Annotated in this window: 19 protein-coding genes; 6 read left to right on the top strand and 13 right to left on the bottom strand. The window is 70.8% G+C overall.

Features of this window, described 5'->3' with window-relative positions; all coding sequences use genetic code 11:
* The first annotated feature begins 7 nt into the window (after positions 1-7).
* The 3 genes from ACXDC7_RS13245 to ACXDC7_RS13255 all read left to right on the top strand — a co-directional run bounded on the left by ACXDC7_RS13245 (position 8) and on the right by ACXDC7_RS13255 (position 2,042).
* Positions 8-352: an ArsR/SmtB family transcription factor gene (locus ACXDC7_RS13245; RefSeq protein WP_029144378.1), complete on the top strand. Its 345-nt coding sequence runs from the start codon at positions 8-10 to the stop codon at positions 350-352.
* On the top strand, positions 352-870 hold the full coding sequence (locus ACXDC7_RS13250; protein WP_029144379.1) for a GNAT family N-acetyltransferase: 519 nt from the start codon (positions 352-354) through the stop codon (positions 868-870). Before ACXDC7_RS13245 ends, ACXDC7_RS13250 begins: the two co-directional genes overlap by 1 nt.
* 128 nt (positions 871-998) lie before the next feature.
* Positions 999-2,042, top strand: a complete 1,044-nt coding sequence (locus ACXDC7_RS13255) for an Abi family protein (RefSeq protein ID WP_235945285.1) — start codon at positions 999-1,001, stop codon at positions 2,040-2,042.
* Between the two features lie 69 nt (positions 2,043-2,111).
* On the opposite strand, the gene mutM is transcribed toward ACXDC7_RS13255, so the two are convergent.
* The 8 genes from mutM to ACXDC7_RS13295 all read right to left on the bottom strand — a co-directional run bounded on the left by mutM (position 2,112) and on the right by ACXDC7_RS13295 (position 9,423).
* Positions 2,112-2,945 (bottom strand): bifunctional DNA-formamidopyrimidine glycosylase/DNA-(apurinic or apyrimidinic site) lyase, encoded by an 834-nt coding sequence (gene mutM / locus ACXDC7_RS13260; RefSeq protein WP_179445988.1) that lies wholly within the window; start codon positions 2,943-2,945, stop codon positions 2,112-2,114.
* A complete protein-coding gene (gene rnc, locus ACXDC7_RS13265) occupies positions 2,945-3,643 on the bottom strand; it encodes a ribonuclease III (protein WP_218844199.1) in 699 nt (232 codons plus the stop codon). Before rnc ends, mutM begins: the two co-directional genes overlap by 1 nt.
* Positions 3,644-3,711: 68 nt before the next feature.
* Positions 3,712-3,903, bottom strand: a complete 192-nt coding sequence (gene rpmF, locus ACXDC7_RS13270) for a 50S ribosomal protein L32 (protein ID WP_179445987.1) — start codon at positions 3,901-3,903, stop codon at positions 3,712-3,714.
* 75 nt (positions 3,904-3,978) lie between these two features.
* Complete coding sequence (locus tag ACXDC7_RS13275) at positions 3,979-4,536, bottom strand: YceD family protein (protein ID WP_459222398.1); 558 nt, start codon at positions 4,534-4,536, stop codon at positions 3,979-3,981.
* A 118-nt stretch (positions 4,537-4,654) separates the two neighbouring features.
* Positions 4,655-5,137, bottom strand: coding sequence for a pantetheine-phosphate adenylyltransferase (gene coaD, locus ACXDC7_RS13280; protein ID WP_459222399.1), 483 nt, complete (start codon positions 5,135-5,137; stop codon positions 4,655-4,657).
* A complete protein-coding gene (locus ACXDC7_RS13285) occupies positions 5,134-5,742 on the bottom strand; it encodes an RsmD family RNA methyltransferase (protein WP_459222400.1) in 609 nt (202 codons plus the stop codon). Before ACXDC7_RS13285 ends, coaD begins: the two co-directional genes overlap by 4 nt.
* A complete protein-coding gene (locus ACXDC7_RS13290) occupies positions 5,739-8,000 on the bottom strand; it encodes an ATP-dependent DNA helicase RecG (RefSeq protein WP_459222401.1) in 2,262 nt (753 codons plus the stop codon). Before ACXDC7_RS13290 ends, ACXDC7_RS13285 begins: the two co-directional genes overlap by 4 nt.
* Positions 8,001-8,073: 73 nt before the next feature.
* Complete coding sequence (locus ACXDC7_RS13295; RefSeq protein WP_459222402.1) at positions 8,074-9,423, bottom strand: dicarboxylate/amino acid:cation symporter; 1,350 nt, start codon at positions 9,421-9,423, stop codon at positions 8,074-8,076.
* Positions 9,424-9,866: 443 nt separating this feature from the next.
* Between ACXDC7_RS13295 and rpmB the strand changes: the two genes are divergently transcribed.
* Entirely contained in the window at positions 9,867-10,052 is a 186-nt protein-coding gene (gene rpmB, locus ACXDC7_RS13300) for a 50S ribosomal protein L28 (protein WP_179445981.1), read from the top strand.
* Positions 10,053-10,153: 101 nt separating this feature from the next.
* Positions 10,154-10,648: an N-acetyltransferase family protein gene (locus tag ACXDC7_RS13305; protein ID WP_459222403.1), complete on the top strand. Its 495-nt coding sequence runs from the start codon at positions 10,154-10,156 to the stop codon at positions 10,646-10,648.
* Between the two features lie 54 nt (positions 10,649-10,702).
* Here the strand turns inward: ACXDC7_RS13305 and ACXDC7_RS13310 are convergent, their stop codons facing one another.
* Positions 10,703-12,373 carry a ribonuclease J gene (locus ACXDC7_RS13310; protein WP_179446629.1) on the bottom strand — a complete coding sequence of 557 codons (1,671 nt, stop codon included), beginning with the start codon at positions 12,371-12,373 and terminating at the stop codon, positions 10,703-10,705.
* Positions 12,374-12,623: 250 nt separating this feature from the next.
* Between ACXDC7_RS13310 and ACXDC7_RS13315 the strand changes: the two genes are divergently transcribed.
* A complete protein-coding gene (locus ACXDC7_RS13315) occupies positions 12,624-13,187 on the top strand; it encodes a GNAT family N-acetyltransferase (protein WP_179445979.1) in 564 nt (187 codons plus the stop codon).
* A gap of 22 nt (positions 13,188-13,209) precedes the next feature.
* On the opposite strand, the gene ACXDC7_RS13320 is transcribed toward ACXDC7_RS13315, so the two are convergent.
* The 4 genes from ACXDC7_RS13320 to ACXDC7_RS13335 form a co-directional block, all read right to left on the bottom strand.
* Positions 13,210-13,899, bottom strand: coding sequence for an LmeA family phospholipid-binding protein (locus ACXDC7_RS13320; protein ID WP_459222404.1), 690 nt, complete (start codon positions 13,897-13,899; stop codon positions 13,210-13,212).
* Complete coding sequence (dapB, locus tag ACXDC7_RS13325) at positions 13,896-14,636, bottom strand: 4-hydroxy-tetrahydrodipicolinate reductase (RefSeq protein WP_179445977.1); 741 nt, start codon at positions 14,634-14,636, stop codon at positions 13,896-13,898. The genes ACXDC7_RS13320 and dapB overlap by 4 nt, the downstream gene beginning before the upstream one ends.
* A gap of 67 nt (positions 14,637-14,703) precedes the next feature.
* The gene (locus ACXDC7_RS13330) at positions 14,704-16,020 is read right to left on the bottom strand and encodes a M16 family metallopeptidase (protein ID WP_459222405.1); all 1,317 of its coding nucleotides are present in this window, start codon (positions 16,018-16,020) and stop codon (positions 14,704-14,706) included.
* Positions 16,017-18,272 (bottom strand): polyribonucleotide nucleotidyltransferase, encoded by a 2,256-nt coding sequence (locus ACXDC7_RS13335; RefSeq protein WP_459222406.1) that lies wholly within the window; start codon positions 18,270-18,272, stop codon positions 16,017-16,019. The genes ACXDC7_RS13330 and ACXDC7_RS13335 overlap by 4 nt, the downstream gene beginning before the upstream one ends.
* Positions 18,273-18,442: the final 170 nt, after the last annotated feature.

Here is an 18,442-nt window from a genome sequence, read left to right on the forward strand (position 1 = left end):
TGGAGGCATGAGCACTCCTCCCGCCACCGAGGCCACGGCCGACGTCGCGCCCTGCTGCGTCCTCGGCGAGACGATCGACGACGGCCTCGCCCACGACCTCGCGAAGGTGTTCAAGGCCCTCGGCGACCCCACCCGGGTCAAGCTCATGTCCCTCATCGCCGGCAGCAGCGACGGCGAGATGTGCGTCTGCGACCTCACCGAGCCCGTCGGGCTCTCCCAGCCCACCGTCTCCCACCACATGAAGCTGCTCGTCGAGGCCGGGCTCGTCGCCCGCGAGCAGCGCGGCCGCTGGGCCTACTACCGCCCCACCATCGACACCCTCGCCGCCGCAGCCAAGGCGCTCAACGCCTGATGGAGCCGCTGGCGACCAGGCCCATGACGCCGGCCGACTGGCCCGCCGTCGAGGCCATCTACCGCGCAGGCATCGCCACCGGCCACGCCACCTTCGAAGCCGAGCCCCCGCCGGACTGGCACGCGTTCGCGTCCGGCAAGCGTCCCGACCTCATGCTCGTCGCCGTCGACGGTGATGACCGCGTGCTCGGCTGGGCCGCCGCCGGACCCGTCTCGGCCCGCCCCGTCTACCGGGGCGTCGTCGAGCACTCGGTCTACGTCGCCCCTCACGCGGCCGGGCGCGGCGTCGGATCGCAGCTGCTCGGAGACCTCCTCGCCGTCGCCGACCGATCAGGCGTCTGGACGGTCCAGTCTTCGATCTTCCCCGAGAACGCCGCCAGCCTGAAACTCCACCAGAGCGCCGGATTCAGGGTCGTCGGACGCCGCGAGCGGATCGGGCTGATGCCGTGCGGGCCGCTCGCCGGCCAGTGGCGGGACACCGTGCTCATCGAGCGGCGCGCACCCGCGACGACTTCTTGAACCTCACGACTCCGGCTACGCACCGGGCCGCAAGGTGGTGGTGCTCGTCGGCCGACAGACGCGCACGGTCGACGCCTCGACCCGTCCGTGGTAGCCTGAGGGCACTACATCCCCCACGCCTCTCCACGATGCGCACTTGGGGGATTTTCTCTGCCCGCATAGAGGAGGGAGCGTCGATGCCGCAGCCGCGCCGCGCGCCCCGCCCGCGCGGAACGCTGAGCTACGACAAGCCGCCAATGGAGCTGGAAGATCTCGTCGACCGCCTCGCCGACCGCGGACTGGTCATCGTCAACCGGGACCGGGCGCTGCGGCACCTGCGCCACATCGGATACTACCGCCTCTCCCCCTACACGATCCCGTTTCAGACGGCCGGACCGGAGCATCGCCTGCGAGATGGGACGTCGTTCGACGACGTGCTCGACCTCTACGTTTTCGACCGGGCGCTGCGCTCGGTGGTCATCGACGCCCTCGAGCGCGTCGAGGTCGCCGTGCGCGCGGCGCTGACCGATCACATGTCGACGGTCTACGACGACCCGCACTGGTACATGGACGCCTCACACTTCCGCGACCGCGGCAAGCATGCGGGACTTCTGAAGATCGTCAGGGACACCTGCGACGAGCGGCTCCGCGGCACCCCGGACGCCGGGGAGGACTCGCTGGTCCACCGCTCGGCGCTCGAGCACTACCTCACCACCTACGGCTCACCCGAGCTGCCGCCGTCCTGGCTCATGGTCGAGACCCTCACCGTCGGACAGCTCACTAGCGGGTACCGGAATCTGAAGCGCCGCTCTGATCGGACCGCCGTCGCCCGGAGCATCGGCCTGACAGCGCCCGTGCTCGAGTCTTGGATGCAGACCTACGTCCGCGTTCGCAACGTCTGCGCCCACCACGGCCGACTGTGGAACGTCGGCCTCGGCGTCTACCCGGCGATCCCGAACTCGCCCATCGTGTCCTGGCTCGAAGGAACCGAAGCGCTGCCCGAGAGATCGAGGAAGCGGCTCTACCCCGTCCTCGTCTCCCTGCAGACGGTCCTGGAAACGATCTCCCCGCGCAGCGGCTGGGCGCGGCGACTTCACGAACTGGTCGACTCCCGCCCCGCGATGAACCTGCGTGGCATGGGCATCCCCGACGACTGGGCAGACGACCCGTTCTGGCGTCGACAGCTCGACTGAGCCGCCTGACGATCCGTCATGACAGAGGTCGGATTATCACTCGTGGTTGGGTTGAACGCGAGCGTTCGGCTAGCGTTTCCGCTGGCAGACTGGGCAAAAGTGGCTGGAGCGGTTCATGAATCGCTCGCGCACGATCGGGGTGCCGCAGCGCTTGCACGGGCGACCTTCCCGCCCGTATACATCCAATGTCATTCGTCCGGACGAGCCGTTGACGTCGACGTACAGCTCGTCGAAGCTCGTCCCGCCCTGGGCGAGCGCGCCGGCCATCACGTCATGGGCGTGGCCCAGCAACTCCCGCACCCGAGCCGCGGACAGCCGTTCCGCCGGCCGGTCGTAGTGCAGCCTCGCGCGCCACAGCGCCTCGTCGGCATAGATGTTGCCGATGCCGGAGACGAGCGTCTGGTCCAGCAGGGCGCGTTTGATACCGGTACGCCGCCGCCGGATCCGGCGTACCGACTCGTCGAGATCGAACTCCGGGTCGAACGGGTCACGCCCGATGTGCGCGATCTCGGCGGGCAGCTCCGCGCCGCCCGGCGCGAGCGACAGACCGCCGAACATCCGCTGGTCGACGAAGCGCACCTCGCGGCCGGCGTCGGCGAAGGCGAACCGGATCCGGGTATTGCGCACATCGGGCGCGCCCGGCGGGTCGAGGCGGAACTGCCCGCTCATCCCCAGGTGAGCGAGCACGGCATCGCCGTCGGTCAGCGGCAGCCACAGATACTTGCCGCGGCGGCGCGGCTCGGCGAAGGTACGCCCGGTCAGCGCCGCCGCGAAGCCCTCCGGGCCGTCGGGATGACGGCGCACCGGCCGGGGGTGCAGCACGTCGACCCGGCTGATCCGCCGACCCGTCAGAGCGGCCGCGAGCCCCCGACGGACCACCTCGACCTCGGGTAGCTCCGGCATCAGTCGTCGAGGAAGCCGACCGGCTCGTCGTCGAGCGCGGCACGGCGCGGCGCGGCCTCCGACATGTGCTTCATCGCGGCGAACGCGATGCTGGCGGCCTCCTGTTCGGCCTGCTTCTTGCTGCGGCCCACCCCCGGACCGAAGGTGAGTTCGCCGACATGGGCGTGCGCCTCGAACCGCTTGTCGTGGTCGGGCCCGGACTCGGTCACCCCGTACCACGGCGCACCGTGGCCGGTGCCTGCGGCGAGCTCCTGCAGGCTCGTCTTCCAGTCCAGGCCGGCGCCCAGCTTCGCAGCACGGCTCATCAGCGGGTCGAACAGGTGATGCACGAAGCGCGACGCACCGTCTGCGCCGTGCACCAGGTAGATGGCGCCGATGATCGCCTCCAGCGTGTCGGCGAGGATCGACGGCTTGTCCTGGCCGCCGGTCCCCAGCTCACCGCGACCGAGCCGGACCTCCGCGCCGAGGCTGAGCTCGCGGGCCACCTCGGCGAGGGCGCGCGCATTCACCACGGCGGCACGCAGCTTCGCGAGGCTGCCCTCGGACACCTCGGGATGCGTGGCGTACAGATGTTCGGTGACGATCAGACCGAGAACGGCGTCCCCCAGGAACTCCAGCCGCTCGTTCGTCGGCAGGCCGCCGTTCTCGTAGGCGAACGACCGGTGAGTGAGGGCCAACGTGCGCAACTCGGCGTCCATCACGACGCCGAGGTCGGCACAGACCTGGTCAAGCTTCGGCACTCCGGGAACCCCGATTTCCCGAGTGCTCAGGCTTCGAAGACCTGGCGACGGTTCCCGCGCGGACCGTACTGACCGCACTCCGGGCAAGCGGTGTGCGGCAGGTGCTTGCCACCGCAGGCCGGGTTGGCGCAGGTCACCAGGGTCGGTGCCGACGTCTTCCACTGGGCGCGACGGTGCCGGGTGTTGCTCCGGGACATCTTCCGCTTGGGAACAGCCACGTTGTCTCTCCTCGATCACGACCGCGGGTGCGGCCGGGTGTTGCTTCGGCGCCGGTTCCGTCCGGCGACGGTGGTTCAGTTGTCCGCCGGTCCGCGCTCGCCCCACCCGGACAGGCCCGCCCATCGCGGGTCCGTGCTCGGGCCGTGGTCGTGCCCCGGGTCGGCGTTCAGGTTCGCCCCGCAATCGGGGCACAACCCGGCGCAGTCGGCCCGGCAGACTGGCATGAACGGCAGTTCCAACAGCGCCTCGTCCCGCACCAACGGCTCGAGATCGGCCAGCTCGCCGTCCAATCGGCTGGCATCCTCACCGTCGGCCTCGTTGCCCGGGTAGACGTAGAGCTCCTGGATGTCGATCACCACCTGCTCGGTCACCGGCTCCAGACAGCGCCCGCACTGGCCCGTCGCCTCGAAGCGTGCCTCCCCCGTCACGAGGACTCCCTCGACGACGGCCTCCAGCCGCAGCTCCAGGTCGATCGGGGCCCCGGTCGGGACGCCGATCACGTCGTTGCCCAGCCCCTCCGGCGCCTCCACCCGCTCGCGCACCTCGCGCATGACACCCGCCTGCCGATGCAGGTCGTGGGTGTCGAGAACGAGCCCGGAACGTGGATCGGGATGCCGACGCGACGAAGACATGACAAAACCCCTTCGAATGCACCGCAACCGGAACAGCGACATGACCGGCTGCCCACCTTACCCGGCGGCCCCGCGGACAGGCAAAACGAGGGGCCTGCGGCCCTGCCGTCCCGCCGGGTCAGGCCCCGCCCGCCGCGGCCACCCGGGCGGCGATCAGCGGCGGCACGAACTCATCGATCTCGCCGCCGAATCGGGCGACATCGCGCACCAGCGTGGACGAGATGTAGCCGTACTCCGCCGATGTCGGCAACAGTATCGTCTCCAGCCCCGACATCCGGCGGTTCATCTGCGCCATCTGCAGCTCGTAGTCGAAGTCGGCGGCCAGGCGTACCCCCTTCACGGCGACATCGATGCCGTGCTCGGCGCAGTAGTCGACCAGCAGGCCGTCGATCAGGCGTACCTCCACGGACGCGTCCGGCAGCTCCGCGGCGAGCGCCTCGATGATCATCTCGCGTCGCTCGGCGGGCTCGAAGAGCGCGTTCTTGGCGCGGTTGCGGCCGACGCCCACGATCACCCGGTCGAACAGCAGGGCGGCGCGGCCGATGATGTCGAGATGACCATAGGTGAGCGGGTCGAACGACCCGGGGCAGATGGCGATCACGCGTCCCTCTCCGCGGGCGCCGGATCGGGGCCACGCTGGGCGTAGTGGATGGTGGTCTCACCGTAGCGGCGCGACCAGTGCTCGAAGCCCGGCGGCCAGCGTGGGTCGGGGGTACGCGAGGAGCGCTCGATCGCCAGCAGACCGTCCGGGACCAGCCAGCCGTTCGCGACCGCGGCGCCGATCACCCGGTCGAGGTCCGCGCTGTCCAGCGCATAGGGCGGGTCGGCCCAGACGATGTCGTAACCACACCCGGCCGGGCGCTGCAGCGCGGTCTCGGCCCGCTGGGCCGACACGGTGACGGCCAGCCCGACCTCGCGGGCATTGCGCCGGATGATCTCGGCCGCCGGGCGCGCCGCCTCGATCGCCAGCACGGGCGCCGCGCCGCGGCTGGCCGCCTCCAGCGCCATCGCGCCCGAACCGGCGTACAGATCGCAGAAGCCGAGGCCCGCGAGTGCGGCGTCCGGTGCCTCGCCGGCGGTGCCGGCCCACGCGGCGAGCGCCGAGAAGACGGCCTCGCGGACCCGGTCGGTGGTGGGCCGGGTGTCGGCGCCACCCGGTGCCGCGATCCGGCGGCCCCCGGCCCGCCCGGCGATCAGCCGCGTCATCCGCGGTCCAGCCATTCCGCGTCGGCCAGCCGCTCGACCTGGGCGACCAGGTCGGCGATACCGTCGTCGGTCTGGTCGGGGTCGTCGGCAACCACGCGGCCGGCGATGTCGCGGGCCAGCGCGATCTCCTCGGCGTGGTCGATCACCCGGACCAGCCGCAGGCTGGACCGCGCGCCGGCCTGGCTGGCGCCGAGCACGTCGCCCTCGCGGCGCTGCGCCAGATCGGCATCGGCTAGCGCGAACCCGTCCCGGGTGGCGGCGATGGCCTGCAGCCGCTCCCAGGACGCCGCCTCGGTGCCGGCGGCGGTGAGCAGCAGACAGACGCCGGGGTGCGCGCCGCGGCCGATGCGGCCACGGAGCTGGTGCAACTGGGAGATCCCGAACCGGTCGGCATCGCAGATCACCATCACCGACGCATTCGGCACATCGACGCCGACCTCGACCACCGTGGTGGCGACCAGCACGTCGAGCTCGCCCGCGGCGAATGCGCGCATCGTCTCGTCCTTCTCCTCGCTCGGCATCTGTCCGTGCAGCATCGCGACCCGTAGGTCGGCGAGCGGGCCCTCGGTCAGCTCGGCGTAGGTGTCCAGCACCGTCCGGGAGTCGCCGCCGGGCGCGGACTCGGCCGACCGGTCGGATTCGGAGATCCGCGGGCAGACCACGAAAGCCTGCCGCCCCTCGGCGACCTCCTCCCGGATCCGCTGCCAGGCGCGGTCCACCCACGCCGGATGGGCCTGCTCGTCGACGACCACGGTCTGCACGTCGGCGCGGCCCGCCGGCAGCTCGGTCAGCGTGGAGATCTCCAGGTCGCCGAACACAGTCATCGCGACCGTCCGCGGGATCGGGGTCGCGGTCATCACCAGGACGTGCGGTTGCCGCTCCGCCTTCGCCCCGAGGGCCGCGCGCTGCTCGACCCCGAAGCGGTGCTGCTCGTCGACGACGACCAGGCCCAGATCGGCGAACCGGACGGTGTCGGTGAGCAGGGCGTGGGTGCCGATCACGATGCCGGCCTCGCCGGAGGCCACCCGCAGACTCGCGTTGCGCTTGCGTACCGCGGTCATCGACCCGGTCAGCAGCTCGACGCGGGTGGCCTGTTCGGCGGCGGTCAGTTGGCCGGCCTCGGCAAGATCGCCGAGCATCGCCACGATCGTCGCGTGATGCTGCCGGGCGAGCACCTCGGTCGGCGCCAGCAGCACCGCCTGGCCGCCCGCATCGACCACGGCCAGCATCGCGCGCAGCGCGACCAAGGTCTTGCCCGAGCCGACCTCGCCCTGCAGCAGCCGTTGCATCGGCACGGTCCGGGCCAGGTCGGCGAAGATCTGTTCGCTGACCTCGGCCTGCCCGTCGGTGAGCGTGAACGGCAGCCGCGCGTCGAAGGCGTCGAGCAGGCCGCCCGGGCGCCGCTCGCGGGCGGTGCCGGGTTCGGCGGCGGCGCGCCGTCGGCGGTACGCCATCGCGAGTTGGAAGGCCAGCGCCTCGTCGAAGCGCAGCCGCCGCAGGCCTGCCCGGGCGGCGTCGAGATCGCGGGGGGCGTGCACCTGCTCGATGGCGTCGTAGAGCTCCGGCACGTCGGCGGTACGGCGGATCCACTCCGGCAGCGGGTCGGGCATGTCGCCGAGCTCGTGCAGGGTCAGGGTGAGGAAGTCGGCCAGCTCGAACGGCCCCAGCGATGCGGTGCCGGGATAGATGCCGATCAGCCCGCCCTGGCGCGCGACGCCGGCCAGCCCGCGGCCGCCCTTGTTGGCCAGTGCCTGGCCGCGCGCGCCCTTGCGCTCGAAGCCGTGCTCGTCGACGACGGCGTAGTCGGGGTGGGTGAGCTGCGGCTCGCCGCGGAACTCCCCCACCTTGCCGGAGAACACGGCGCGGGTGCCGGGTTGGAGCTGGCGTGCCCAGTGCTCGAGCAGCGGTCTGCGGCCGAAGAAGGTCAGCCGGAGGAAACCGCTGCCGTCGGTGATCTTCACCTCCAGACGGGTCTTCGGCGGCTGGCCGGTGATCTTGGCGCTGGTCACATCGGCGGCGACGATGGTGTCCTCGCCGACCCGCAGCGCGGAGAAGTCGCTGAGCCGGTTGCTGTTCAGGTAGCGGCGGGGAACGTGGCGGACCAGGTCGCCGAGCGTGACGATGCCGAGCTTGTCCAACGGTTTGCGCGACTTGTCGCCGAGCACCGAGACGGCTCGCTTGTTCAACCGACGGTACGCGTCGGTGCGCGAGGTCGCCGGACCGGCGGAACCGGCCTCGGAGACGGGCGGGTCGGACATGCCGGTCAGCGTAGTCGGCCGGCCCGACCGCGGCGGGTGCCCGCGCCGCCGCGCGGGCACCCGGCCGGTCGGCTCAGGCGGCCTGGGCGGCGGGCGCCTCGGCGGCCTCGGGGTCGTCGTCCAGCAGCCGGCGTCCGTCGTAGACGTCGCGGTCGAGGATGCCGTTCCGCTTGGCCACGATCACCGGGACCAGCGCCTGGCCGGTGACATTGGTGGCGGTCCTGATCATGTCGAGGATCGGGTCGATCGCGATCAGCAGGCCGACGCCCTCCAGGGGCAGGCCGAGCGTGGAGAGCGTGAGGCTGAGCATCACGATCGCTCCGGTCAGGCCCGCGGTGGCCGCCGATCCGACGACCGAGACGAACGCGATCAGCAGATAGTCGGTGACATCGAGCGGTACGCCGAAGAGCTGCGCCACGGTGATCGCCGCGAGGGCCGGGTAGATCGCGGCGCAGCCGTCCATCTTGGTGGTGGCGCCGAAGGGCACGGCGAAGGAGCCGTACTCGTCGGGGACGCCGAGCCGGCGTACCGACTGCCGGGTGATCGGCAAGGTGCCCACCGAGGAACGCGACACGAAACCGAACTGGGTGGTCGGCCACACGCCGGCGGCGAAGCGCCGCACGCTCAGGCCGTGGACCTTGATCAACACCGGGTAGACGAGCAGCAGGACGATCAGGCAGCCGATGTAGACGTCGGCGGTGAACACCGCAAGCGGGGCGACCAGGTCCCAGCCGTAGGCGGCGATCGCGCGCCCGATCAGGGCGCCGGAGCCGATCGGGGCGAGCTTGATCACCCACCAGGTGATCTTCTGCGTGATCTCCAGCACCGAGCGGTTGAAGTCGATGAAGGCCTTGGCCCGGTCGCCGACCGCGAGCGCCGCGGCGCCGAGGACGATGCCGAGCACGACGAGCTGCAGCACGTTGAAGGAAAGTGAGGTGGCGACCGATCCGTCGTCGAGCTCGGAGGAGGCCTCGAGGCCGAGGATGTTCGCCGGGATGATCGATTCGAGGAAGTCGAGCCAGCTTCCCGTCGACGACGGCTCGGCGGCATTGTCGAGCGGGATCGTCGCGGTCGCGCCGGGATTGGTGAGCAGGCCGATGCCGATGCCGATGGCGACGGCGATGAGCGAGGTGATCGCGAACCAGATCAGCGTCTGGATCGCGAGCCGGGCGGCGTTTTGGACCTGTCGGAGATTGGCGATCGAGACGATGATCGCGGTCAGGATGAGCGGCACCACGATCACGCGGAGCAACTGGACGAAGGTGCTGCCGATGGTGCTCAGGGTCTGGGTCAGCCAGTCAACGGACCAGACCCGGGCGATCAGACCCAACGCGGCGCCGAGCAGCAGGCCGAGCAGGACCTGGGCCCAGAAGGGGATACGGAACCGGCGCCGTGGCTGGCTCGGAGCAGAGGACAAGGACATTGCGGAATCCGTTCGATCGGTTCCGGGCTGCGCCCGGATCGGGGATGGGGGACGTCGTTGGGGTACGCCGAGGCGCGCCGTCGCCGGACTCAGCGACAGCCGGTCGTGCCCACGCGCCGCAGGTCGATGTGCAGGCGGCGCCAGAAAACGCAACGGGTCATCAGTGCGGGAACCTCCGATTCCGGGGCATTATTCCGCGGAATCGGCGTGTCGTCATCTCGCCCGCTGGCGCCGCCGCTGGCGACTCGCCGCCGACGCCTGCGTGAAGCGGCCCAGTGAGCCCTAGCGCGCCCGCCCCTTCGATTAGGCGGGCGTGCCGGGCCTCGGCTATCATTGACCGGTTCCCGGCTCCGGGACCACAGACCATCACGCCGCGGGAGGGATCTCCCGCATGCGGGCGCGGCCGGCCGGTACGCGCGAAAACGACTGACGAGGAGAGCTCCATGGCTGCCGTGTGCGATGTTTGCGCCAAGGGCCCGGGCTTCGGCCACAACAAGCCTTGGTCCAAGAAGAAGACCAACCGTCGCTGGAACCCGAACATCCAGCGCGTCCGCGCCGTCGTCGGCGGTGCGCCGAAGCGGCTGAACGTGTGCACCTCCTGCCTGAAGGCGGGCAAGGTCGCTCGCTGACCCAGACACCGCCAAGAGGCCCGGTCCCGTGGGGATCGGGCCTCTTCGCTGTCCGCGCCGGCCCGGGCCGATGCCCGCGGCGCGCCTACACTGCCTGACCCATGAGCGCCAGCATCCGTGAGGCAACCCGGAACGACCTTCCCGACATCCTCCGCCTCGTTCACGCCCTGGCCGTCTACGAGAAGGAACCGGACGCCGTCGAGGCGACGGAGCAGGATTTTGCCGCGGTGATGTTCCCGTCGGATGGCGCGCCGCATGTCTACGGTCTCGTCGCCGAGGTCGAGGGTGCGGTGATCGGCATCGCGATCTGGTTCTACTCGTTCTCCACATGGACGGGGAAGAACGGGATCTGGCTGGAGGACCTGTTCGTCGATCCCGCGCATCGGGGCACCGGGGCCGGCACCGCACTCCTCGGCCGCCTCGCCCAGCTCTGTCAGGACCGGGGGCTGACCCGGCTGGAGTGGTGTGTCCTGAAGTGGAACCAACCCTCGATCGGGTTCTACCGCTCCCTCGGCGCCCGGTCCCAGGACGAGTGGGAGACCTACCGTCTCGACGGCCCGGCCCTGGCCGCCTTCGCCGACAGGACTCGGGACTGAGACCCCCACCCCCGGGCCGGGTGAGGCGCGCGGGAGCCGGAGGGCGACCCAGAACTACGTCGCGACGACCACCGGCACGATCATCGGCCGCCGGCGCATCTTGCCCGAGACCCAGCGTCCGATCCGGCGGCGGATGACCTGCTGCAGCCGGTAGGTGTCCGACACCCCCTCGTCCAGCGCGGAGCGCAGGGCGTCGGCGATCTCGGCGCGGATGCCGTCGAACATCTTGTCCTGATCACCCTCGAGGAACCCACGAGCCTGGATCTCGGGCCCGCTGATCAGCTTCTTGGCGTGCAGGTTGACGACGGCGACGATGGAGATGAAGCCTTCCTCGCCGAGCACCAGCCGGTCCGAGAGCTGCGATTCGGTGACCCCGCGCATCGTGCCGTCGACGAAGATGTAGGGGGCGTCGACCCGCCCGACGACCTCGGCCTTGCCATCGGCGAGGTCCACGACGCCGCCGTCCTCGACGAGCATGATCCGGTCCGACGGTACGCCGGTGGCCTGCGCGAGCTCGCCGTTGGCGATGAGGTGGCGTACCTCCCCGTGCACCGGCATCACATTGCGGGGCCGGACGATGTTGTAGCAGTAGAGCAACTCCCCCGCCGACGCGTGTCCGGAGACGTGGACGAGCGCATTGCCCTTGTGCACCACGCGTACCCCGAGCCGGGTCAGCCCGTTGATCACGCGATAGACGGAATTCTCGTTGCCGGGGATGAGCGACGACGCCAGCAGCACGGTGTCACCCTCGGTGAGTTCGATCGAGGGGTGTTCGCGACTCGCCATCCGCGACAGCGCGGACAGCGGCTCGCCCTGGGAGCCGGTGGAGATCAGCACGACCTCGTCGGGCCGGTACTTCTCGACGTCCTTCACGGAGATCAACAAGCCCTCGGGCACATCGAGATAGCCGAGCTTCTCCGCAACGCCCATGTTCTTGATCATGGACCGCCCGACGTAGGCAACCTTGCGGCCGTAGCGGGCGGCGGCGTTCATCACCTGCTGGACCCGGTGCACATGGGAGGCGAAGCAGGCCACGACGAGCCGCTGGGTCGAGGTCGCGAAGACCCGGTCCAGGGCGGGTTGGATGTCCTTCTCGGGGGTGGTGAAGCCCGGCACCTCCGCGTTGGTGGAGTCGGTCAGGAACAGGTCGACGCCCTCCTCGCCCAGCCGGGCGAAGGCGCGCAGGTCGGTGATTCGACCGTCCAGCGGCAACTGGTCCATCTTGAAGTCGCCGGTGTGCAACACGGTCCCGGCCTCGGTCCGGATCGCCACGGCGAGCGCGTCGGGGATGGAGTGGTTCACGGCGACAAACTCGAGCCCGTAGCCGTCGACGTCGACCCGCTCGCCCTCGCGTACCGTCCGCAGGTCGGCATTGCGGATCCGGTGCTCCCGGAACTTCTCGGCCAGCAGCCCGAGGGTGAGCTGGCTGCCGTAGACCGGGATGTCCTCGCGCTGCTTCAGCAGGAACGGCACCGCGCCGATGTGGTCCTCGTGACCGTGGGTGAGCACCAGCCCGACGATGTCGTCCAGCCGATCGGACAACACGTCGAGACCGGGCAGGATCAGATCGACCCCGGGGTGGGTCTCCTCGGGAAAGAACACGCCGCAGTCGACCAGCAGGATCTTGCCGTTGATCTCGAACATCGTCATGTTCCGGCCGACATCGCCGAGGCCGCCCAACGGGATCACGCGCAGCGTGTCCCTCGCCAGCTTGGGCGGGTTCATCACCTCGGGAAAGTTCATGGGTGCGAGCGTATCGGGAGGGACTCCAGCGGCGCCCGCGGCGCGCGAGAGCCGGGTGCCGCCGCGGCGGACGCGCCGCCGACGGCCGGAGAAAACTAGAGTCCGCGGCTGCTCGCTCGGGGGGGACGAACAGCCACGGACTTGGACCTAGTGTGCCACAGCACGACCCTGATTCGGCAACCGTGCGGAGGCAATTTATCGGTCCGAATCGTCGGCGCCTAGGCTGCGGCTTGTGTCAGCATCCACCCCGGGCCAGCCGGTGGCCGATTCGGTACGCCTGGCGCTGCCCGACGAGGCCGAACAACTGGCCGCGATCCAGCGCCGCGCCTGGCAGGAGGATCTTCCGCCGGAGGTTTCGGCGCCGATGCTTTCCGAGGCGTCGCTGGACGCCGCCGCGGAAATCTGGCGTCGCGCGATCGTCCGTCCGCCGCTCGCGGAGTGCCGCGTGCTGGTCGCCGTCGACGGCACGAACGGCCGGGTCACCGGGTTCGCGGCAACCATGCCGGCCCAGGATCCGGATGCCGACGAGGCCACCGACGGCGAGGTCGCGGAGTTCGTGGTGGATCCGGTGAGCCGGCGCCGGGGCCACGGGTCGCGGCTGGTGAATGCCGCCGTCGACACGCTGCGCGCCGACGGTTACCGGTTGGCCCGGATCTGGGTCAGGTCGACCGACGATGTACTGCGCGGGTTCTTGTCCGCCTCGGGCTGGGCGGCCGACGGCGCGCACCGCGAACTGGGCGACACCGAAGCCGGGAACCGCCTGAAGCAGGTACGCCTGCACACCGCGATCGGCTGAGCCGCCCCGCTGGGTCGCGGCCTCAGGCGGGCGGGGTGAGCGGCACGTCGGTGCCGGAGACCACCAAGGCCAGCCCGTCCGGGCCGGCCCGCAGCCGTTCGGCCCGCAGTCCCATCGGCAGTTGCAACGGGATCGGGCCGGCGAGCCGCTCGATGAGCTGGCGGGCGACACCGGAGGGAAGCTCGTAGTCGGCGACGGCGACGGCCGGGTCGGCGAGCGTCAGCCGCTGGGTGGCGACATCGAGCTGCGGCGTACCGGTCACGCGTGCGGTGACGCTGGCGCCGAACACCTCGGCGCGGTAGTCGACCCGGATCCGGCCCGGTTCGGCATAGCTGACGGGTTGCCCGACGAGCGCGCCGACGCCGGCCCAGTCGAGCGTCCCGGAGCCGTCCAGCCGGGACACCACCGGCGCCTCGATGCCGCGCACATCGGTCAGCGCGAGCTCGACGCGGCGCAGGGTGAGGGTGCGTTCCCCGTCCGGCACGGTGAACTCCGCCGCCGACACGTCGACGCGCTCGAACCGCCCGGCGGCGAGCTGGGTCAGGAACGGTACGCCGGCAAAGCTGACCCGCGGCGGCGGGGTGACCCGGAAGTCGGCCGCGATCTGCTCGGCCTGCTGGCGTTCGACCAGCCAGACCGCGCCGCGGTCGGCGCCGACCAACAGACCGGCGATCACCAACAGCGAGACGACGACGGCGAGGGCTCGCCTCATCGACCGAGCCCGAGGATGTCGTCGATGCCCACCGTGAGACCCGGCCGATCGGGCACGGCGCGGACGGCGGCGATCACCCCGGGCATGAAGGAGGAGCGGTCGAAGGAGTCGTGGCGCAGCGTCAGCGTCTCCCCCGGGTCGCCGAACAGCACCTCCTCGTGCGCGACGAGCCCGCGCAGGCGTACCCCGTGCACCCGGACGCCGTCGACATCGGCGCCGCGGGCGCCGGGCAGCTCGTGCACGGTGGCATCCGGCGGGGCGGGTACGCCGGCCTCGGCGCGGGCAGCGGCGATCCGGCGGGCGGTGCTGATCGCGGTGCCCGAGGGCGCATCGGCCTTGTCCGGGTGGTGCAGCTCGATCACCTCGACGGATTCGTAGAACCGGGCCGCCTGCTCGGCGAACCGCATCAGCAGCACGGCGCCGACCGAGAAGTTCGCGGCGATCACCACACCCACCTCCGGACGGTCGGCGAGCAGGCCGCGCAACCGGTCCAGCCGCTCGGGGGTGAAGCCGGTGGTGCCGACGACGGCACTGATCCCGCGGTCGATGCACCAGGCGAGGTTGTCCATCACGGCATCGGGGTGGGTGAAGTCGATCACCACCTGCGCGGCGGCCGCGGCCTCCCGGTCGTCGCCCGCGTCGATCCGCGCGACCAGCTCGAGCCCGTCGGCCGCCTCGACGGCGTCACAGCTCGCCCGTCCCATCCGACCGCCGGCGCCGAATACCGCCACCTTCATGCCTGCCCCTTCCGTTCGGTGCGCTCGCGCCGACCAGCGTACGGGCTCGCCGGTGGTCGCGGCCGGGTCAGGACACCCAGCGCTGGACGATCCGGTCGAGGCGGCGGCGGTTGGTCCGCGGACCGACGATGCCGAGCACCGGCGGCTGGGCGAGCAGCTCGCGCGCGACGGTGGTGACATCGTCGAGGCCGACCTCGTCGTGGCTGCGCAGGTAGTCCTCGACCGTGCGGGCATCGCCGGTCAGCTCCGCGGCGCCGTTGCGGCTCATCCGGGAGGTCGAGCCCTCGTAGGCGAGCACGGTCTGGCCGCGCACCTGACCCTGCGCCCGGGCCAGCTCCGCGGCGCTGACCCCGGAGTCGACAATGGCGGCGATGGTGTCGCGGACGACGGCGAGGATGTCGCCGGCGCGCTCGGCATGGCTCGCCCACTCGACGGTGAACATCCCGGCATCGGAATAGGCGCCCTGGACCGCGTCGATGGCGTACGCCAACCCCCGGCGCTCGCGGACCTCGACGAACAGCCGCGAACTCATCCCCCCGCCGAGGATCACCGACAACAGGTTCAGCGCGGGGCGCCGCGGGTCGAACCGGCCCACCCCGCCGAAACCGAGCACCGCGCTGGACTGCTCGAACGAGCGGGAGCGGCTGATCACCGCCGGTCGGGCCGCCCGAGGTCGGGTCGGCCGGCGGTCCGGTGTGGCGCTCGGCCGGACCTGGCTGCTGGTCGCGAACGAGGTCAGCTGGGCCACGAGTCGATCATGGTCGACCCGGCCCGCGGCACTCACCACGATCGACGAGGGTCGGTAGAACTTGCGCCAGTAGTTGATCACCTGTCGCCGCGACATGGCGATGATCGATTCCTCGCTGCCGATCACCGGGCGGCCGAGCGGGTCACGGTCGAACAGCGCCGCGGACACCAGTTCATGAGCGGACTCGCCGGGATCGTCGGCGTGCATGGAGATCTCGTCGAGGATCACCTCGCGCTCGGCCTCCAGGTCCTCGCTCCTGATCAACGAGTTGGCCAGCATGTCGATCATGACCTCGACCGCCAGCTCGCGGTCCGCGCCGAGCACCTTGGCGTGGAAGCAGGTGTGCTCCTTGGCGGTGTAGGCGTTGATCTCGCCGCCCACCCCTTCGATCTCGGCGGAGATCTGCTCCGCGCCGCGGGTCGGCGTACCCTTGAACAAGACGTGTTCCAGGAAGTGCGACGCGCCGTGTTGACGGGCGGTCTCGTGCCGGGACCCGGCGTCGACGAAGAAACCGAGGGCGACCGATCCCGTCCGGGGCATGGCCTCGGTGATCACACGCAAACCGCTCGGCAGCACCGTCCGGCGGATCTCGCCGTCGCGGTGCCGCCGAGCGGCAGCGGTGGGGTTTCGGGTCACTCCTGGTCGGCCGGGGCCGACTCCGCCGCGGGCTCGTCGGACTTCGGGGCGGCCTCGCCCTCGCCCGAGCCACCCTCGACGACCGGGATCAGCGACAGCTTGCCGCGATCGTCGATGTCGGCGATCTCGACCTGCAGCTTCTGCCCGACGCTGAGCACGTCCTCGACGTTCTCGACGCGCTTGCCGCCGGTCAGGTCGCGCAGCTTGGAGATGTGCACCAGGCCGTCCTTGCCCGGCAGCAGCGACACGAACGCGCCGAAGTTGGTGGTCTTCACCACCGTGCCGAGGTAGCGCTCGCCCTTCTCCGGCATCGTCGGGTTGGCGATGGCGTTGATCGCGGCGCGGGCCGCTTCCGCGGCGTCGCCGCCGGCGGCACCGATGTAGATCGTGCCGTCGTCCTCGATCGAGATGTTGGCGCCGGTGTCGTCCTGGATCTGGTTGATGATCTTGCCCTTCGGGCCGATCACCTCGCCGATCTTGTCCACCGGGATGGTGATCGAGATGATCCGCGGCGCGGTGGGGCTCATCTCGTCCGGAGCGTCGATCGCCTCGTTCATCACCTCGAGCAGCGTGTACCGGGCCTCCTTGGCCTGGTTCAGCGCCTCGGCCAGCACGCTGGCGGGAATACCGTCGAGCTTGGTGTCGAGCTGCAGCGCGGTGATGAAGTCCTTGGTGCCGGCGACCTTGAAGTCCATGTCGCCGAGCGCGTCCTCCGCGCCGAGGATGTCGGTCAGCGCGATGTAGCGCTGCTCGCCGTCGACCTCACCGCTCATCAGGCCCATCGCGATACCGGCCACCGGGGCGCGCAGCGGCACGCCGGCGTTCAGCAGGGACATCGTGGACGCGCAGACCGAACCCATCGAGGTCGATCCGTTCGAGCCGAGCGCCTCGGAGACCTGGCGGATGGCGTAGGGGAACTCCTCCCGCGTCGGCAGCACCGGCACGAGGGCGCGCTCGGCGAGCGCACCGTGGCCGATCTCGCGGCGCTTGGGCGACCCGACGCGGCCGGTCTCGCCGGTCGAGTAGGGCGGGAAGTTGTAGTTGTGCATGTAGCGCTTGGTCGTCTCCGGGCCGAGCACGTCGAGCTTCTGCTCCATGTCCAGCATGTTCAGCGTGGAGACGCCGAGGATCTGGGTCTCGCCGCGCTGGAACAGCGCCGATCCGTGCACCCGCGGGATCACGCCGACCTCGGCCGACAGGGTGCGGATGTCGCGCAGCCCGCGCCCGTCGATGCGTACCTGCTCGGCCAGCACCTTCTGCCGGACCAGCTTCTTGGTCAGCGCGCGGTAGGCGCCGGTGACCTCGTTCTCCCGGCCCTCGAAGCGCGGGTCCAGGCGCTCGTGCACCTGGCCGAGCAGCTCCTCGGTGGCGGTCTCCCGCTCGGCCTTGTCGGCGATGGTCATCACCTGGGCGAGCTGGTCGGAGGCGTCCTGGCTGACGGCGGCGTACGCATCGTCGGCGTAGTCGCTGAAGACCGGGTAGTCCTTGGTCGGCTTGCCGGCCTTGCTGGCCAGCTCGGCCTGGGCCTCGCAGAGCGCCTTGATGAACGGCTTGGCCGCCTCCAGGCCCGCGGCGACGACCTCCTCGGTCGGTGCGGTACGCCCGCTCTTGACCAGGTCCCAGGTCTGCTCGGTGGACTCGGCCTCGACCATCATGATCGCGACATCGCCGTCGGGCAGCACGCGGCCGGCGACGACCATGTCGAAGGCCGCCTCCTCCAATTGCTCGACGGTCGGGAAGCCGACCCACTGGTCACCGATCAGGGCAACCCGGACACCGCCGACCGGGCCGTTGAACGGCAGGCCGGAGAGCTGGGTGGACAACGACGCGGCGTTGATCGCGACGACGTCGTAGAGCGTGTTCGGCTCGAGCGCGAGAACGGTCACGACCACCTGGACCTCGTTGCGCAGGCCCTTGACGAAGGTCGGGCGCAGCGGCCGGTCGATCAGCCGGCAGGTGAGGATGGCGCCCTCGGACGGGCGGCCCTCGCGGCGGAAGAACGAGCCGGGGATCCGGCCCGCGGCATACATCCGCTCCTCGACATCGACGGTGAGCGGGAAGAAGTCGATCGACTCGCGCGGCTTGTTGCTGGCGGTGGTGGCCGAGAGCAACATCGTCTCGTCGTCGAGGTAGACGGTGGCCGAGCCGGCGGCCTGCTTGGCGAGCAGGCCGGTCTCGAAGCGTACGACGTGCTTGCCGAGCTCGCCGTTGTCGATCACGGCTTCGGTGCTGATGACGTCAGGTCCCTCCACGGGGATTCCTTTCTGTGGTGGACCGCGACGAAGACCAGGGCGCGCGGGCCGACCCGGGGTCGGCCGCTGCGTGCTGGGAGGCCGGTCTTCGATCGAGGTCCGCGGGCGCTCCGCCGGGCCGGTGACGGCTCTGCAGGCGGCTCCCGAAGACCACTACCGAGGACAGGACT

This window comes from Naumannella huperziae (assembly GCF_054073625.1).

Excerpts from the sequence above, each read along its gene's own strand:
- ACXDC7_RS13305 (WP_459222403.1), top strand. The coding sequence starts at position 10,154 with ATGAGCGCCAGCATCCGTGAGGCAACCCGGAACGACCTTCCCGACATC.
- ACXDC7_RS13310 (WP_179446629.1), bottom strand. The coding sequence starts at position 12,373 with ATGAACCCGCCCAAGCTGGCGAGGGACACGCTGCGCGTGATCCCGTTG.
- rpmB (WP_179445981.1), top strand. The coding sequence starts at position 9,867 with ATGGCTGCCGTGTGCGATGTTTGCGCCAAGGGCCCGGGCTTCGGCCAC.
- ACXDC7_RS13245 (WP_029144378.1), top strand. The coding sequence starts at position 8 with ATGAGCACTCCTCCCGCCACCGAGGCCACGGCCGACGTCGCGCCCTGC.
- ACXDC7_RS13290 (WP_459222401.1), bottom strand. The coding sequence starts at position 8,000 with ATGTCCGACCCGCCCGTCTCCGAGGCCGGTTCCGCCGGTCCGGCGACC.
- dapB (WP_179445977.1), bottom strand. The coding sequence starts at position 14,636 with ATGAAGGTGGCGGTATTCGGCGCCGGCGGTCGGATGGGACGGGCGAGC.
- ACXDC7_RS13275 (WP_459222398.1), bottom strand. The coding sequence starts at position 4,536 with ATGTCTTCGTCGCGTCGGCATCCCGATCCACGTTCCGGGCTCGTTCTC.
- mutM (WP_179445988.1), bottom strand. The coding sequence starts at position 2,945 with ATGCCGGAGCTACCCGAGGTCGAGGTGGTCCGTCGGGGGCTCGCGGCC.
- ACXDC7_RS13255 (WP_235945285.1), top strand. The coding sequence starts at position 999 with ATGCGCACTTGGGGGATTTTCTCTGCCCGCATAGAGGAGGGAGCGTCG.
- rnc (WP_218844199.1), bottom strand. The coding sequence starts at position 3,643 with ATGGACGCCGAGTTGCGCACGTTGGCCCTCACTCACCGGTCGTTCGCC.
- ACXDC7_RS13295 (WP_459222402.1), bottom strand. The coding sequence starts at position 9,423 with ATGTCCTTGTCCTCTGCTCCGAGCCAGCCACGGCGCCGGTTCCGTATC.
- ACXDC7_RS13285 (WP_459222400.1), bottom strand. The coding sequence starts at position 5,742 with ATGACGCGGCTGATCGCCGGGCGGGCCGGGGGCCGCCGGATCGCGGCA.
- ACXDC7_RS13320 (WP_459222404.1), bottom strand. The coding sequence starts at position 13,899 with ATGAGGCGAGCCCTCGCCGTCGTCGTCTCGCTGTTGGTGATCGCCGGT.
- ACXDC7_RS13250 (WP_029144379.1), top strand. The coding sequence starts at position 352 with ATGGAGCCGCTGGCGACCAGGCCCATGACGCCGGCCGACTGGCCCGCC.